We start from the raw sequence: 13,882 nt of genomic DNA on the forward strand, positions 1-13,882 counted from the left end.
TAGCGTTGTCATTGTTCACTTCCAGTGGTTGTGGACAGCGCAGGACCGGCGAGGTTTCCTAGGCCAGTTACCGGTTCTGCGCCTTACGGGACACGGGAAGCGCGTGGAGACGTGTTTGTACGCCGCACGTCCCCACGCACGTTTCCCTACGGTTGTTCAGTTCTCAGCTAGCTTGAGACTTGTTCTTCTGGATCTGCGCGGCCACCTCCTTAGCTTTGCGTTCCTCGTAGCCGACCCAGTACTTGAGTTCGTGGTGGTGCCAGCGGTCCACATCGGACGCCGCCTGATATGTGCGGGCGTTGGCCTGGTGGAACTTCAACCAGGTCTCCAGGTTCGACCCGGGCTTTGGCCTTCGGGCCGTCGCGAGCGCGTGCGCCTCTTGGAGTGTTTGTGGCTCATTCCGGCCGGGTGGCGTCATCAGGCACCGCCTTGTGCTTGCCGAGGAACACGGCCAGTTCGTCCGCGCTGTCGCGGATTTGGCGAAGGAGCCGGATGAACTCTGGCCACTCGGCCGGATCGGACGGCGGCAGGATCGCCAGGCTGTCCGGATCGAGATAGATCACCAGAGCCGGGTTTGCCGAACCATTGCCCTGCATCCCCGCGACCGCTTGCCGTCCCGGCTTCCACATCGCGTTGAACGCCACCGCCCTGCCCTTCCTCGCTGTAGGCGCGCATCTCCCACGACCGCGCGTTCTCCTCGAACCCCTCAGCCGCCGACACCGCAGCCAGCACCCACCACGGCAACTGGCCCTGAGTCGCCAGCTCTCGCCATGCCGACGCCACCGCCCAGGAAGCGACGGCCATGTCATGTGCCGCCAGGGCATCCCCGCCCTGTGCGGTCCGCTGCGTCATCGCGCTGTAGTGGCGGTAAGCGGCTTCCCAGGTTTGGACCAGGTGCGGGGATGCCGCCCCCGGCGCCCCGCCCACCATCACGCCGCCTTGGGCGTTGACTCGGCAGCGGCGGAGGCCCGGCCCGACTTCGACCCACCACCAGCGGCCGCAGCCTTGAAGCCGGTCGCACGGAACAGGTAGGACTGGTACTTGAACTCGCCCTGACCAGCCACCTTCGGCTCAGCCGTCAGCCCCTCCAGTTCGATCGGCCGCATACCCGGCAGCACTTCCGACGTGGTCGGCACTGGCTGCACATCGGCCAGCAGTGTGATCTCGAACGACGCGCGCTTGGCCTTCGTCTCGTCCGGGTCGGTCACGGTGACCTTCCACTGACGCTTGCCCGTCACTTCGTCGACCCGCTGACGCGCCGGGCGACCCGCAGCACGGTCTTCCCGCGATTGGTACTCGTTGTCCGGCGAGACTTCGCCGACCATCACGAGGCCCTGCGCGAACGCTTCGTCGAAGTCGATGCTGAAGCGGTGTCCTTTGTAGATAGCCATGTCGTTAGTTCCCTTGTTCGTCTGTGTCTGTCGGCACTTCGTCGCCGTCTTTGCCCCTTGCGGCAGCCGCGTTCAATGCGGCCTGTACCTCTGCGAGTTCTCTCCCCAGCACCGCTATCGCGTCGGAATCGACGAGCAGGACCACGGGGAACGCCTTGCCGAAACGGATCTCCGCCCGGTTGGCGTAGGTGAGCGCGCGGACGCGGATCGGCAGGTCTGCCGTGACGTGGATCTGGACCGTGTCGCGCATCGGGCGCTCAGATCGCGAACCGGCGAGCTGTCCACGTTCCCGAGCCGTGCGCGGACGCTGCCCGACCGGCGGTTGGAGTCGTCATGCCTGCCTCCCTCTTGGTGTCGAGGTGCTGGGGCGAGTCCCCGGCAACCTGGCACCTAATCTCCGCCAAAACGCGGGACGTGATCACCATCTGGCGGGACATCTAGGGACGTCCCTGGTACGGTCGAAGACGTCCCTAAAAGTCCCTAGGAGGGCGGATGCCAAACGAACGCCTGCGGGACGCCCTGCTGCGCAACGGCCTCACGCTGGAACAAGTCGCCGACGCCACCGGGGTCGATCAGAAGACCGTGGAACGGTGGATCACCAAGGGGCGGACGCCGTACCCGAAGCACCGCCACAAGATCGCCGCGATGGCGCGCGAGTCCGAGACCTACCTCTGGCCAGACTCTGTCGCCCCGGAGCGCAAGGCCGAGACAGCCGCCGCCGAGGTCGTGCGCGTGTTCCCGCACCGCAACGCCATCCCCGTCGAACTGTGGGACCGGCTGATCAAGGAAGCGTCGGACACGGTCGAGGTCCTGGTCCACGCCGCGCTGTTCCTGGTGGAGCGCCCGCGGTTTATCAAGGACCTGACAGCAAAAGCCCAGGCCGGGACCAAGATTCGGCTGATTTTCGGAGATCCCGAAGGGGAGAGCGTCGCTCTGCGCGGCGACGAGGAGCAGCTAGGCGACGGGACGCTTGCGGCGCGCATCCGCAACGCGCTGGCGTCCTACCGGCCGCTGATCGGGGTAGACGGGGTGGAAATTCGCTTCCACAACACCACGCTCTACAACTCGATCTTCCGCTTCGACGACGAAATGATCATCAACACGCACGTCTACGGCTTCCAGGGAGCACACGCCCCCTCCCTGCACCTCCGCCGGCTATCCGCCGGGGACCTCTTCGAGACCTACTCGGAGAGCTTCGAAGCCGTCTGGAACCTCGCCAAGTCCGCCACCTTCTAGGAGGCCATCCATGGCACGCGTCGACTACTACAACGACCCGAACGCCCCCAAGGCGAATAGCATCGCGGTCGCGGTGTCCGCGTTCATCCAGGACGACGAAGGCCGGATTCTCATGATCCGGCGCACCGACAACGACCTGTACGCGATCCCTGGCGGACAGCTTGAACTTGGCGAGACCTTGGCTCAGGCCGCCGTGCGGGAGGTTCGCGAGGAGACCGGCATTGAGTGCGAGGTGACTGGTGTCATCGGTCTGTACTCGAACCCCAACCACGTCATCGCGTACGACGATGGCGAGGTGCGCCAGGAGTTCTCGATCTGCTTTCGGGCAATCCACACTGCTGGAGATCTACGTACGAGTGATGAAAGTAAGGAGGTTCTTTGGGTGGCAGTTGGCTCTATCGCAGGTCTGCATGTACACCCATCTATTCGACTGAGGCTGGAACACGCGCTAGGAGCTGGAGAGAATGTCTTCTACTCTTAGGCCGAGGCCTCATCTTCTGAATCGTTGACGGCCATCCTCAAGTCTGGCAATAGGTCGCATAGGCGCCTGTAGACCTTCAACTTGCGATTGAGTCTCCGTGCTGAACTTTGTAGCTGACTGACCAGAGAGCGTTCGGCGACGGTAAAATCTGCGTATCCGGCTGCGCATGTGAGATACATTAGGTCTGTAAGATCGTTGTTTGACCAGTTTGTTTTAGGGTTGGAGAACTTTTCGTAAAGCACTTCGTTGAAAAGACTTAGGCTTGGCATGTTTTTCACATCTACTTGTCGATGTGTCATGAGCCACTCGTGAAAGTTCTCGATGGTAATTCCTGACTTGAATGCTTCCTCTGCAACCTCTTTTCGTGTGTCTGAAATAAAAAACAAGTCTATTCGTTGTCGTCGTAACTCCGGGCCACTCGGCTCGCTGGCAAGCCAATCCGTAAAACTTTGTAAGCGGGATACCCACTCATCAACCCCGTTCATTGGAACTGCTTCAGTGTCGAGAAGGGTGTCGAAGTTTGCGCTAACGGCTGTTAGTGCGTCCGCCATGAAGCGGTATGGTTCAGGTAGGGGCTCACCTGTATCTGGTGCGTCATCCTTACCTGGATCGTCCTCGGTGCGCTTAGAGTGAATCGCTCCTGGTTCGAGTGTAAAGACATTCAAGGGCTGCTCTTCTGCGTTTGTGAACCTTGAACGAAACGCCATTTGAAGTTCGAATCTGCGCACCTCCAAGGGGTCGCGCATCTGCCAACCGCGGCTTAGCCGCGCCAGCGTGAGGCCATGTTGGTACCTTGCTGTATCGCTCGTCCACTTGCAAGTTTCTGACATGTGAGCCGCGGACATTGGAAGTATTATCTTCCCTGCCTCGGCCATTTCGATTAGTTCTCGCGCGGCTTCGAGCTCGTTTCCGGGCACGCGTTCAGGTGAATAAATACTCTTGGATATATTGCTCCAATCTTTCTGATCAAGATATACAACGGGTCGCCCATTTGCATGATCTAAGAGGTCGGGTGTGGGAAGTTCTGCGAGAATCTCATCGTCAAAGACTGTCTTTATTAAGACGGCAAAAATTGCGGGCGAGTAAGTGATGCTCGCTATCCTGCTTCCTGCTTCTGGATTGTCGAATTCTAGTGGTAACGTAGCTTCTTTCCTGTCGGACCTTATAAACTTTACGACGCCTTCTAGGCGATCCATTGTCACCAATATAATCTTAGGTTCGGGCGAATGCTCGTTTTCCATGTAATTGCACCGTGTCTGTCTAACGCTGATATCAGTTGAATGAGAATGTCGAGCTTTGCTTGACTGCCGAACTTGGCTCTATGGGATCAAGGCGCGCCGCCGTCGGCGGCGCGCTGGTCACCTTGCGTCCGCGTCTCGCCTGCGGGCGCACCTGGCCCGACACGGCGGGCTGCCGCTCCGCTCCGCCCACCGGCCGGGCGGTGCGCCCGCTGAAGCCGTGGACAGGTGTTGCCGCCGCCAGCGGCGCGCAGGTACGCCAATGAGCACGTCGGCCTCCTCACGCAGACGATCGTGATCAGAGGTCGCGAACGGACCAACGGCTGTTACGCGGAGCCACCGCCCCGATGCCAGATCGTCACAACGGCCGTCACGCCGCGTCAAGGCGGGAAAGCATGCCTTGACCCGACGCGACGGCCGCGTGGATGGCTTCGTATCGGGGAGATGGGGGAGGAGTGGGCGAGTGCCAGGCCGTCTCCAGGCCGTCAGACGTCGGGCAGGGGCGAGAACACGCGAGAAGTGTCCAGCCCTATCCGCGCAGGTCAGCGGCCAAAAGCAGTGATCATGTCGAGGTCAGCGGAGCCCAGGCATCAAAAGATCAACATGTAGGTCTCGCGAGTGGTGAGGACGGTTCTAGCCGTTCTCGTATTTGCCTACCCACTGGTGCGGCTGGCGGTCGACGGGGGAAGATTGCGGACGTTGAGCGTCCGGAATCTTCCCCCGTCACCTCGTCCGCCACCGGCACGACCTTGATCAACGGAAGTTCCGAGACATTCAACGTCCCAATTCCTACATTGTCGAGCCCGGCAGCCGCAGAACCGCCACCCTCGCGCAGGTCAGGCGTAGGTAGGTAGATGCGTCCGCTCTGAACGTCCTCACCACTCACGACCAACCCAACCAACGCCCACCAGCGCCCCGAAGCGCGCAAGTAGTCGACTAACTGCGGGACTCAGAGCGTGTGGGTAGCGATCAGTTGGCCGATCGCCCGGATGTCGGAGCCGCGGAACTCCAGTCGCACGTTGCCCAGACCGCTGAACCACAGGTCCAGTTCGGCGTCCAGGTCGAAGGTGCCCGCGGTTTCGATCGAGAAGGCCTGGATCCGGTTGTAGGGCAGTGACGTGAAGTCCTTCTTCTTGCCGGTCATGCCCTGGACGTTCACCGCGATCAGCCGCTTGTTCGTGAACACCACGAAATCGCGCACCGCCTTGAACGACGAGATGATCTCTTCCCCCGGGATGATGATCGGCTGCACCGTGGGGGCGATGTCCTTCGGCTTGCAGGGCGTGAGCTTGAAGACGGTGTCCTTGGAGAAGTCAATCATGTTCTCCAAGGTACGGACGAAAGCGAAGCCAGGCCGAAGTACACGGAGAGTGACGACGTCCGGGACCCCTCCCCGGTGGCGTGCCGCATACTGCCGTGGACAGGAGGAGGCTCGATGAAGCGGCTCACGACGGCGCATGAGAGCCTGGCGCTCGGTGTGCCCCGGTCGGTCCCCGGCGCGGTCTTCGCCCTCACGCTCGCGGGCGGTGTATCCGTCGATCCCGGCGAGGGTGGCGAGATCTCCTTCGGGCGCAACAGGCCGCAGGTCGACGTCTGTGTGGGCGAGAACGACGTCCAGGTCAGCCGGCGGCACGGGCTGCTGAACTTCACCGGCGGGCAGTGGTGGGTCAGCAACACCGGCCAGTTGCCGATCCGCATGCCGAACTCCCGCTGGCTGTCCCGCGGCGAGGAGCCGATCCCCCTGTCGGACGGTTACACGCCGGTGTTCGTCCGCGGTTCGGGCAGGAGAGAGCACCTGCTCGAGTTGTACGTCGCCGGTCCCGACGGCGGGCAGCCCGCCACCCGGCACGACGACGTCACCGTGCCGCCCCGCCGCTGGCGCCTCAGCGCGGAGGAACGCCTGGTCTTGGTCGTCTTCGGCCAGCGCTACCTGCTGCACGACCTCAACCCGCAGCCGCTGTCCCGCCAGCAGACGGCCGAGGTGCTCGGCGAGCTCCGCCCCGGCGAGACGTGGACCAGCCGCCGCGTCGAGCACGTCGTCAGCGACGTCCGGGCGCGGTTGTCCGCCGGCGGCGTTTACGGGTTGCGGCGCGAAGAGGTCGGCGAGCCGGTCGGAAACGCGTTGAACGACAACCTGGTGCGAGAGCTGGTGCTCTCCACCACGCTCGTCCCGCCCGACCTCGGCCTCCTCGACGCGCTCACCTGATCATCCACAAAGGACGATCAGCGCACGCCTTCCATCGCCGCCTTCGCGACCTCGCTGTCCTCGTCCGCCTTGGTGGCCACTTTGACCAGCGCCGCCGTCGCCTGGTCCCGGCTCTCTTCGGCTTTCACGCGTCCCGCCGAGGCCGCGTTCACGCCGAAGAAGGCGCCCACCACGGTGCCGATCACCGTTCCCGCCGCGGTGATCACCGCCGTGACGTCCGAGGTGTTCGGGTACCGCCAGACCGCCGCCACCGCGATGACCGCGAGCGCGCTCAGACCCGCCAGCACCGTCAAGAATCCGTAGTTCCTGCTCATGGCCCGCTCTCCCTTCAGGCTCCTGCGGCCTTGCTTCGCCCGAACGGCGCCCTTCGTTACGGCAAAAGGCCGGACTGTTATTCGCCGATGCCGAAACGGATGTCGTGCTGTTGTCCCGGCATTACGAATTCCATGAGCCGAAGCCCCTCTTCGGTGATCGAATCCTGTTCCCGCAGGGGTTCCCGCGATTCGATCGTCAAAGTCGCCCCTTCGATCGCCCAAATGGCCAGGAATTCACCGTCGATGAGCAGAGTGCCCTTTCGGCCCCCGTTCCCGGGCGGCAACGGCACGCGACGGCCGTCCGGGATCACGCGCGCGCGATCGGCGTGGGAGAGCAGGATGTTGTCGTACTCGGGCAGGAACCGGGGAGGCGCAGGGGTTTCCGGATCGGGTCGCGGCGCGTCGGGGAGGTCGAACAGTTCCTTCCCGTCGGTGTCGGTGAACGTGCACAGCCGTGGTCGAAGTCGTTCGAAGACCTCCTTGAGCTTGGTGAGCCCCGACCAGACCTGGGCGTCGCGGACGGTCGCCGGGCCGAACGCCGCGAGATAGCGCGACACCAGGTCGTCGAGGGAGATCCCGTCCGTGACCGGCTTGCCTGCCCATTCGTCGAGCAGGGAGAACGCGACCGGTCCCGACTGGCCCCACAGGCCGCGCGGCGTCACGTGCGCGAGGGGGAGCAGGCTGTTGACCGCGTAGGCGAGGGTCGCCGGGTCGGCATCGGGCCACCGGTCCGCCAGCGCGGTCCGGATCTCGGCGCGGGTGCGGTGTCCTTCCGCCAGCAGATCCCGCCCCGCTTCCGCGATCGCCGCGAGATCGAGACCGGCGACCTCCCGTGAGTAGTGGCCCAGGAAACCGCGTTCCACCACCGTCTTCATCGTCGGCCACAGCGCGAGACCGTCCTCGGCCGTCACCAGGTGCACCGTGCCGCGCATCAGCGTGGACCGGACGACCTCGCGGGCGGCCAGCGGCTTCGCCAGGTCGTCCACCTGGAAGTCCCGCAACCGCGACCACAGTCCGACGTAGGACGAGTCCGGTGCCTGCGCCTGGAGACCGGCCAGCCGCTCGATCGCGGTGACGGCGGGAAGATCGGCGCGCTCCAACAGGAACTGGCGGGCCAGGGTCGCGCGGTTGAGCGCCCGCGCGCTCAGGCACGCCATCAGAGGCGCCCGCGGAAGAAGGTACGAAGGTCTTCGGCGAGCAACTCGGGTACCTCCATCGCCGGGAAATGGCCACCGGTGTCGTATTCGGACCAGTGCTCCACCGGGGCGTCCAGAAGACTCCGGATCGCGGTGTCCGCGGCGAAGACGGCGACGCCGCTCGGCGGTCCGGCGGGTGCCGCGCCGTCCCAGCCGCCCTGGGACAGCTGCCGGTAAGCCTCCATGCCCTCGTACGTGGCATGTGCCGAGGACGCGCCCGCGCCGGTGAACCAGAACAGGCTGACCGCGGTCAGCAGGTGATCGCGATCGACGGCCTCGTCCGGCGTTTCGTTGGCCGGGTCGGTCCATTCGGCGAACTTCTCCACCATCCACGCGAGCTGGCCGGTCGGGGAGTCGTTGAGCGAATAGGCCAGCGTCTGCGGCCGGGTCGCCTGAAGGTGCAGGTAGCCGAGGCCGTCGGACTGGAACCGGTTGAAGCGCTCGCCGCGTTCGCGGTCCTTCCCGGAGAGACCGTCCAGTTCGACGGCGGGCCCGAACGGCATACCGGCGCTCGTGCCGGTGAGGTGCATGCCGGCGACCCGGTGCGCGGCGATCATCGACAGGATGCCCGCGACGCCGGCGCCCGCGTCGGTGCCGTGGACGCCGAAACGCTCGTAGCCGAGGCGGTCCATCAGCGTCGTCCACGCCTGGGCGACGCGGAACAGATTGCCCCAGCCGGGTTCGCTTACCGGCGTCGAGAAGCCGTACCCGGGCAGCGACGGGATGACCAGGTGGAACTCGCCGGTGAGCTCGCCGACGATCTGCCGGAACTCGAACGGCGAGCTCGGCCAGCCGTGCGTGAGGATCAGCGGCAGCGCGTCCGGCCGGGTGGAGCGGACGTGCAGGAAGTGGATGGTCTGGCCGTCGATCTCGGTGGTGAACTGCGGAAAAGCGTTCAGCTCCGCCTCCTGGGCGCGCCAGTCGAAGCCGTCGGCCCAGTACTCGGCCAGCCCCTTGAGGTACGCGACCGGGGCGCCGCGGCTCCAGTCGACGGTGACCTCGCGCGGCCAGCGGGTCCGGTTCAGGCGGTCCTTGAGGTCGTCGAGTTCGGCCTGGTCGACGGCGATGCGGAAGGGCTCGATTTCGTTCATGGGAGCTAAGGTAGAAGCCATTGCGGAAAGGTTCGTTCCGCAATTACAGGCAAGGTGGAATCCATGGCGGAAACTTCGGCGAGATTGCTGCGACTCCTGTCGCTCATGCAGGCCAGACGCACCTGGACGGGCCCGGAACTGGCGGAGAGGCTCGACGTCACCACCAGGACCATCCGGAACGATGTCGAGCGGCTTCGCGGGCTGGGTTACCCGGTCGACGCCACGCCCGGCGTGTCCGGCGGGTACAGCCTGGGCGCCGGCGCCGCCATGCCGCCGCTGCTGCTCGACGACGAGGAAGCCGTCGCGGTGGCGATGGGCCTGCGGACGGCCGCGGGCGGCACGATCGCGGGAATCGAGGAGACCTCGGTGCGCGCGCTGGCGAAGCTGGAGCAGGTGCTGCCGTCACGGCTGCGGCATCGCGTCGAGGCGCTGAATTCCGCGACGCTCGCCGTGCAGGGTGGCGGCCCCACCGTCGACGCCGAGGTGCTTTCGGTCATCGCCGGCGCCTGCCGCGATCGGGCGACCTTGCGGTTCGATTACCGGGGGCACAACGGATCCGAAACGCGGAGGCAGGTCGAGCCGCATCGCGTCGTGCACATGAGCCGCCGGTGGTACCTCGTCGGCTGGGACGTCGACAAGCAGGACTGGCGCACGTTCCGCGCGGATCGGGTGCGGCCGCGGACACCCCACGGGCGGCGCTTCGAGCAGCGCGAACCACCCGAAGGCGGTGTCGTCGCCTATCTCCAACGCGGTGTGGGCGCGGCGTTGTGGCGGCACCACGCGACGATCCGGCTGCACGCCCCGGCGGCCGAGGCCGCGGCGAAGGTCCCGCCCGCCGTCGTCGTCGAAGCCGTCGACGAGCGGACCTGCCTGCTCAAAGCCGGTGCGGACACGCTGGAGTACCTGGCGCTCTACCTCGGCCTGCTCGACACCGACTTCGACGTCGTCGACTCGCCGGAGTTCGCCGGGCACCTGCGCAAACTGATCGGCCGGTTCAGCCGTGCGGTGGGCGCTTGACGTCGAACACCAGCTCAGGGCGTTCCCAGGTGATCTTCGGTGGCGTCGGCGGCACGACGCCGACGCGGCGCGCGCCCATCCGCTCGTAGAACCCGGCGGCGGGTGGGTGGGAGACGACGCGGATCTCTGTCATGCCGAGGCCCGCGGCCTGCCCGAGCATGTGCTCGACCAGCCACGCGCCGATGCCCGTGCCCTGGGCCGCATCGGCGACGAACAACAGGTCCAGCTCGGCCGGGTACTCGATCAGGCTGTAGAAACCGACCACGTCCCGCTGCGCGTGCGCGACGAACGCGGGATGGGTGGCGAGATAGTCCTCGGTGACCCGGTAATCCTCGAGAATCGACGCGTACTCCCCTTGATAGGCGGCCGATTCTTGCACCAGCGCTGTCACTCTGTCGGCGTCGGAGGCGCTTGCCCTGGAGATGCGGTAGCTCGTCACGTCGGCAGCTTAGAACGTCACACCGACACTTCTTGACTTCCAGTTAACTGGAGGTATCAGGCTGGGTTCCGACAGCTGGGGAACGAACTGGAGGAACGAGATGAAAGCGGCCGCGTTCACGGAAGCCGGTGGTCCGGAGGTGCTCCGGGTCCTGGAGCTGGAGGAGCCGCACGCCGGGGCGGGGGAGATCCGGGTGCGGGTGAAGGCGGCGGGAGTGCAGCCCTACGACGCGGCCGTGCGCGCGGGATGGGAACCCGCGGGCCTCGAACTGCGTTGGCCGCGTGTCCCGGGCAACGAGTTCGCCGGGGTCGTCGACGAGGTCGGTTCCGGGGTTACCGGCCTCGTCGCCGGGGCCGAGGTGCTCGGCTTCACCGCGGTCCAGGCGTACGCCGAGTACATCGTGGTGCCCGCGGAGAACGTCACGCCGAAGCCGCCGGAGATGCCCTGGGAGGTCGCGGGCGGCTTCACGGCCGGGACGCAGACGGCGTACCTGGCGCTGGACGCGCTGCGGGTCGCCCGCGGTGAAACGCTGCTGGTCCACGGGGCGGCGGGCGCCGTGGGCACGGCCGCCGTCCAGCTCGCCGCGCTGCGCGGCGCGCGGGTGATCGGGACGGCGAGCGAGGCGAACCAGGACTACGTCCGTTCCCTCGGCGCCGAGGCGGTGGTCTACGGCGACGGCCTCGCCGACCGGGTGCGTGCCCTCGCGCCGTCCGGCGTCGACGCGGCGCTGGACGGGGCCGGCGGGATCGCCTTCGACCTCTCACTGGAGCTGGTCGGGGATCCGGACCGGGTGCTCACGCTCGTCGACCACGCGCGGGCGCAGGAGTCGGGGGCGCGAGTGGTCACCGGAACGCGGTCGGCCGAGCGGCTGGGGATGCTGGCGTCGTTGTACGCCAAGGGAGAGCTGCGTTTCCTGGTACGGCGGACGTATCCGTTCGGCGAAGCCGCGGAGGCGCATCGGGAGATCGAGACCGGGCATGGGCGGGGGAAGGTCGTGCTGATCTTCCCGTAGGGGGACGGTGGCGTGTCCTGCTCCGGTCAGGGGCAGGACACGCTGACGATCTTGACGGTCACCTTGGTCTTCGAGGACGGCGTCGAGAGGACGGAACGGTGCATTGTCACGCTGGTTCCGATGAAAGTGAGTGTTTCGGTGACCGTACCGGACTTGTCCCCGGTGATTTCGTAGGTCATCGAGCACATTCCGTGGCTCAGCATGGCTTCCGGGGTGCCTTTGTAGGTCACGGCGGGTTCGACGACCCAGACGCATCCGGCGGAACCGAAACATTGTTTGGAATGTGTCTTCGGCTCCAGGGTGAAATCGCCGGAGGTGAGCGGCGGCAGGCTGGTCGTCGTCGGCGCGACGTAGGCGGGCGAGGTCGCTTGCGTGGTGCTTTCGTAGGAGCCGTCCGCCAGAACCCAGCCGTTGACGCCTTGGCAGGGCGGTTTCAGATCCTTGCTCTTGCAGGGTGACGCGGTCGGCTGCGACGCGCCTGCGGGCTCGGCGCGTTCGTTGCCGAGCAGGACGAGGGCCAAGGTTGTCGAGAGAGTGGCCACGGCGATGACGGCGCCGAGAATCCAAGGCCAGCGTTTGGGCTTTGCCGGGTAGGCGGACGGTTCGGATGGGATGTACATGGCGCTCTCCCGCTTGGTGGTGGGACTTGCGGGTAGAACTCGTCTGATCCGTACGCGGTGTTACGTCGCCTCTGAACCGATAACACTCATCAGTGGGCGATGTGCGGGTTAGTGGTGACCTAAAATTACGAACACATGTTCGAAATATCGGCGTATTGTTGAGGGGTGTCCGAGACCTTCCTCCCTGAACTCCCGCAGGAGTTGTGGCGTGCCGGCAAGCTGGAGCTTGCGCATGGCGTGCTGCAGTTCTTGCAGGTGATGCGGGTGGCCTCCGCGGGGCTGGGGCAATTCCTGGCGGAGGTGGAGTCTCGCGGCGCGAAAGACTTGTATGGGTATGGGTCGACGGCGGCCTGGTTCGCTGATATGGCTGGGCTTTCTCGTGGTGAGGCGCAGTCGGTGGTGAAGCGGGCGATCGCTGTGAACCCGACCCGTGCCTTGGATGGCACCGAAGTCCCGGCGTTCGCGCCCACTACGGGCGCGGCCGCCGCCGAGGGTGTGATCGGGGACGAGCGGATCGATCAGGTGCTGGAGATCTTGGGGAGGATCCCGGCGGATACGTCGGCGGAGGATCGGGAGTGTGCGGAGAAGATCCTCGGTGACCTGGCTCGGGGCGCGGGGCCTCGGCAGTTGGTGGAGGCCGAGCTGAACCTGCTTGCCTGGCTCGACCCCGACGGCAACGAACCGAAGGAACCGGAGCCGAAGCAGCCGCGCCGCGAAATCACCCTGGAGCGCCGCAAGGACGGGTTCTGGAAACTGAACGGCCTGCTGGACGACGAACTCGGCGCCCGGACGGCGGCCGCGTTGGAGGCGTATGCGAAGCCTCGGCCGGTGGACGAGTTCGGTCAGGCGGATCCGCGCATGAAGTGCGAACGCCTGGGTGACGCGTGGGCCGAACTCCTCGACCTGGCGATCGCGTGCCCGGATCAGCCCGGCACCAGCGGATACCGGACGTTGGTGCACGTCACCATCGGTCTCGAAGAGTTGAAGACCGGGATCGGGAAAGCCTGCCTGGACTTCGTCGGGGAGATGACCGCCCGCGAGGCGCGGATGGCTGCCTGCGACTGCCTGATGCTCCCCGTCGTCCTCAACGCGGCCGGTGAGCCACTGGATGTGGGACGGCTGAGACGGTTCGTCACGCCGGGCCAGAGACGGGCGCTGAACATCCGGGACCGGGGCTGCGCGTTCCCGGGCTGTCATCGAAGACCCAAGAACTGTCACGCCCACCACATTCATCACTGGGCAGACGGCGGCCCTACCGATCTTCGGAACCTGGTGTTGCTCTGCGGCTTCCATCACAGCCTGATCCACCACGGAGACTGGCAAGTCCGAATGGCCGCCGACGGGCTACCGGAGTTCATTCCGCCCCAGTATTTGGACCCGCTACGAAGATCCCGGCGCATCACCCTCCACCGCGCCTGACCAACGCATGATCCGAGGCGCCCGCCGGCCACACCGGCGACGGGCCCCTCGCCATGCCCATCCTGCGGACAGCGCTGCGGCAAGGTGGCGGTTTGTGACGGGGGAGGATTTCGGCCGCTGAACGTCCGGATTCTTCCCCGCTCGGCTGTCGGAGGAGAGGCCTCGCCACTCACGAGGCTGGGAGGTGGCGCCGGCCGCGCTTGAAGAGGCGAGGGACGCTGC

The 13,882-nt window shown here is 65.7% G+C and carries 18 protein-coding genes; 7 read left to right on the plus strand and 11 right to left on the minus strand.

Features of this window, described 5'->3' with window-relative positions; genetic code table 11:
* Positions 1–163: 163 nt before the first annotated feature.
* The 4 genes from AB0N89_RS13550 to AB0N89_RS13565 form a co-directional block, all read right to left on the minus strand.
* Positions 164–418, minus strand: coding sequence for an AMED_5909 family protein (locus tag AB0N89_RS13550; protein WP_364204186.1), 255 nt, complete (start codon positions 416–418; stop codon positions 164–166).
* Positions 396–644 (minus strand): hypothetical protein, encoded by a 249-nt coding sequence (locus AB0N89_RS13555; protein WP_364204187.1) that lies wholly within the window; start codon positions 642–644, stop codon positions 396–398. The genes AB0N89_RS13550 and AB0N89_RS13555 overlap by 23 nt, the downstream gene beginning before the upstream one ends.
* Before the next feature lie 285 nt (positions 645–929).
* A complete protein-coding gene (locus tag AB0N89_RS13560; RefSeq protein ID WP_364204189.1) occupies positions 930–1,391 on the minus strand; it encodes a hypothetical protein in 462 nt (153 codons plus the stop codon).
* Positions 1,392–1,395: 4 nt separating this feature from the next.
* On the minus strand, positions 1,396–1,641 hold the full coding sequence (locus AB0N89_RS13565; protein WP_364204190.1) for a hypothetical protein: 246 nt from the start codon (positions 1,639–1,641) through the stop codon (positions 1,396–1,398).
* Positions 1,642–1,883: 242 nt separating this feature from the next.
* Here AB0N89_RS13565 and AB0N89_RS13570 point away from each other — a divergent pair, with 242 nt between their 5' ends.
* Positions 1,884–2,627: a DUF5919 domain-containing protein gene (locus AB0N89_RS13570; RefSeq protein ID WP_364204192.1), complete on the plus strand. Its 744-nt coding sequence runs from the start codon at positions 1,884–1,886 to the stop codon at positions 2,625–2,627.
* A gap of 10 nt (positions 2,628–2,637) precedes the next feature.
* Complete coding sequence (locus AB0N89_RS13575) at positions 2,638–3,108, plus strand: NUDIX domain-containing protein (RefSeq protein WP_364204194.1); 471 nt, start codon at positions 2,638–2,640, stop codon at positions 3,106–3,108.
* On the opposite strand, the gene AB0N89_RS13580 is transcribed toward AB0N89_RS13575, so the two are convergent.
* On the minus strand, positions 3,105–4,349 hold the full coding sequence (locus AB0N89_RS13580; RefSeq protein ID WP_364204196.1) for a hypothetical protein: 1,245 nt from the start codon (positions 4,347–4,349) through the stop codon (positions 3,105–3,107). The two genes, AB0N89_RS13575 and AB0N89_RS13580, sit on opposite strands and share 4 nt — an antisense overlap.
* An 80-nt stretch (positions 4,350–4,429) precedes the next feature.
* Here AB0N89_RS13580 and AB0N89_RS13585 point away from each other — a divergent pair, with 80 nt between their 5' ends.
* On the plus strand, positions 4,430–4,612 hold the full coding sequence (locus AB0N89_RS13585) for a hypothetical protein (RefSeq protein WP_364204198.1): 183 nt from the start codon (positions 4,430–4,432) through the stop codon (positions 4,610–4,612).
* A 683-nt stretch (positions 4,613–5,295) separates the two neighbouring features.
* On the opposite strand, the gene AB0N89_RS13590 is transcribed toward AB0N89_RS13585, so the two are convergent.
* Entirely contained in the window at positions 5,296–5,667 is a 372-nt protein-coding gene (locus AB0N89_RS13590) for a PH domain-containing protein (RefSeq protein WP_026467493.1), read from the minus strand.
* A 114-nt stretch (positions 5,668–5,781) separates the two neighbouring features.
* Between AB0N89_RS13590 and AB0N89_RS13595 the strand changes: the two genes are divergently transcribed.
* A complete protein-coding gene (locus tag AB0N89_RS13595) occupies positions 5,782–6,552 on the plus strand; it encodes an FHA domain-containing protein (protein WP_364204200.1) in 771 nt (256 codons plus the stop codon).
* Between the two features lie 17 nt (positions 6,553–6,569).
* Here the strand turns inward: AB0N89_RS13595 and AB0N89_RS13600 are convergent, their stop codons facing one another.
* From AB0N89_RS13600 to AB0N89_RS13610, 3 genes are all read right to left on the minus strand, one after another.
* Entirely contained in the window at positions 6,570–6,866 is a 297-nt protein-coding gene (locus AB0N89_RS13600; RefSeq protein ID WP_364204202.1) for a hypothetical protein, read from the minus strand.
* 77 nt (positions 6,867–6,943) lie between these two features.
* On the minus strand, positions 6,944–8,023 hold the full coding sequence (locus AB0N89_RS13605) for a winged helix DNA-binding domain-containing protein (protein ID WP_364204204.1): 1,080 nt from the start codon (positions 8,021–8,023) through the stop codon (positions 6,944–6,946).
* On the minus strand, positions 8,023–9,153 hold the full coding sequence (locus AB0N89_RS13610; RefSeq protein WP_364204206.1) for an epoxide hydrolase family protein: 1,131 nt from the start codon (positions 9,151–9,153) through the stop codon (positions 8,023–8,025). The genes AB0N89_RS13605 and AB0N89_RS13610 overlap by 1 nt, the downstream gene beginning before the upstream one ends.
* A gap of 63 nt (positions 9,154–9,216) precedes the next feature.
* Here AB0N89_RS13610 and AB0N89_RS13615 point away from each other — a divergent pair, with 63 nt between their 5' ends.
* Complete coding sequence (locus AB0N89_RS13615; protein WP_364204208.1) at positions 9,217–10,170, plus strand: YafY family protein; 954 nt, start codon at positions 9,217–9,219, stop codon at positions 10,168–10,170.
* On the opposite strand, the gene AB0N89_RS13620 is transcribed toward AB0N89_RS13615, so the two are convergent.
* Positions 10,148–10,609 carry a GNAT family N-acetyltransferase gene (locus AB0N89_RS13620; protein ID WP_364204210.1) on the minus strand — a complete coding sequence of 154 codons (462 nt, stop codon included), beginning with the start codon at positions 10,607–10,609 and terminating at the stop codon, positions 10,148–10,150. The genes AB0N89_RS13615 and AB0N89_RS13620 overlap by 23 nt on opposite strands.
* A 100-nt stretch (positions 10,610–10,709) precedes the next feature.
* Between AB0N89_RS13620 and AB0N89_RS13625 the strand changes: the two genes are divergently transcribed.
* Positions 10,710–11,621: an NADP-dependent oxidoreductase gene (locus AB0N89_RS13625; protein ID WP_364204211.1), complete on the plus strand. Its 912-nt coding sequence runs from the start codon at positions 10,710–10,712 to the stop codon at positions 11,619–11,621.
* A 26-nt stretch (positions 11,622–11,647) separates the two neighbouring features.
* Here the strand turns inward: AB0N89_RS13625 and AB0N89_RS13630 are convergent, their stop codons facing one another.
* Complete coding sequence (locus AB0N89_RS13630) at positions 11,648–12,241, minus strand: hypothetical protein (RefSeq protein ID WP_364204213.1); 594 nt, start codon at positions 12,239–12,241, stop codon at positions 11,648–11,650.
* Positions 12,242–12,406: 165 nt separating this feature from the next.
* Here AB0N89_RS13630 and AB0N89_RS13635 point away from each other — a divergent pair, with 165 nt between their 5' ends.
* The gene (locus AB0N89_RS13635; RefSeq protein ID WP_364204215.1) at positions 12,407–13,660 is read left to right on the plus strand and encodes a DUF222 domain-containing protein; all 1,254 of its coding nucleotides are present in this window, start codon (positions 12,407–12,409) and stop codon (positions 13,658–13,660) included.
* Positions 13,661–13,882: the final 222 nt, after the last annotated feature.

The organism is Amycolatopsis sp. NPDC089917 (genome assembly GCF_040684635.1).
Classification (GTDB): domain Bacteria; phylum Actinomycetota; class Actinomycetes; order Mycobacteriales; family Pseudonocardiaceae; genus Amycolatopsis.

Excerpts from the sequence above, each read along its gene's own strand:
- AB0N89_RS13560 (WP_364204189.1), bottom strand. The coding sequence starts at position 1,391 with ATGGCTATCTACAAAGGACACCGCTTCAGCATCGACTTCGACGAAGCG.
- AB0N89_RS13550 (WP_364204186.1), bottom strand. The coding sequence starts at position 418 with ATGACGCCACCCGGCCGGAATGAGCCACAAACACTCCAAGAGGCGCAC.
- AB0N89_RS13565 (WP_364204190.1), bottom strand. The coding sequence starts at position 1,641 with ATGCGCGACACGGTCCAGATCCACGTCACGGCAGACCTGCCGATCCGC.
- AB0N89_RS13625 (WP_364204211.1), top strand. The coding sequence starts at position 10,710 with ATGAAAGCGGCCGCGTTCACGGAAGCCGGTGGTCCGGAGGTGCTCCGG.
- AB0N89_RS13595 (WP_364204200.1), top strand. The coding sequence starts at position 5,782 with ATGAAGCGGCTCACGACGGCGCATGAGAGCCTGGCGCTCGGTGTGCCC.
- AB0N89_RS13630 (WP_364204213.1), bottom strand. The coding sequence starts at position 12,241 with ATGTACATCCCATCCGAACCGTCCGCCTACCCGGCAAAGCCCAAACGC.
- AB0N89_RS13575 (WP_364204194.1), top strand. The coding sequence starts at position 2,638 with ATGGCACGCGTCGACTACTACAACGACCCGAACGCCCCCAAGGCGAAT.
- AB0N89_RS13580 (WP_364204196.1), bottom strand. The coding sequence starts at position 4,349 with ATGGAAAACGAGCATTCGCCCGAACCTAAGATTATATTGGTGACAATG.
- AB0N89_RS13600 (WP_364204202.1), bottom strand. The coding sequence starts at position 6,866 with ATGAGCAGGAACTACGGATTCTTGACGGTGCTGGCGGGTCTGAGCGCG.
- AB0N89_RS13605 (WP_364204204.1), bottom strand. The coding sequence starts at position 8,023 with ATGGCGTGCCTGAGCGCGCGGGCGCTCAACCGCGCGACCCTGGCCCGC.
- AB0N89_RS13615 (WP_364204208.1), top strand. The coding sequence starts at position 9,217 with ATGGCGGAAACTTCGGCGAGATTGCTGCGACTCCTGTCGCTCATGCAG.
- AB0N89_RS13570 (WP_364204192.1), top strand. The coding sequence starts at position 1,884 with ATGCCAAACGAACGCCTGCGGGACGCCCTGCTGCGCAACGGCCTCACG.
- AB0N89_RS13610 (WP_364204206.1), bottom strand. The coding sequence starts at position 9,153 with ATGAACGAAATCGAGCCCTTCCGCATCGCCGTCGACCAGGCCGAACTC.
- AB0N89_RS13590 (WP_026467493.1), bottom strand. The coding sequence starts at position 5,667 with ATGATTGACTTCTCCAAGGACACCGTCTTCAAGCTCACGCCCTGCAAG.
- AB0N89_RS13585 (WP_364204198.1), top strand. The coding sequence starts at position 4,430 with ATGGGATCAAGGCGCGCCGCCGTCGGCGGCGCGCTGGTCACCTTGCGT.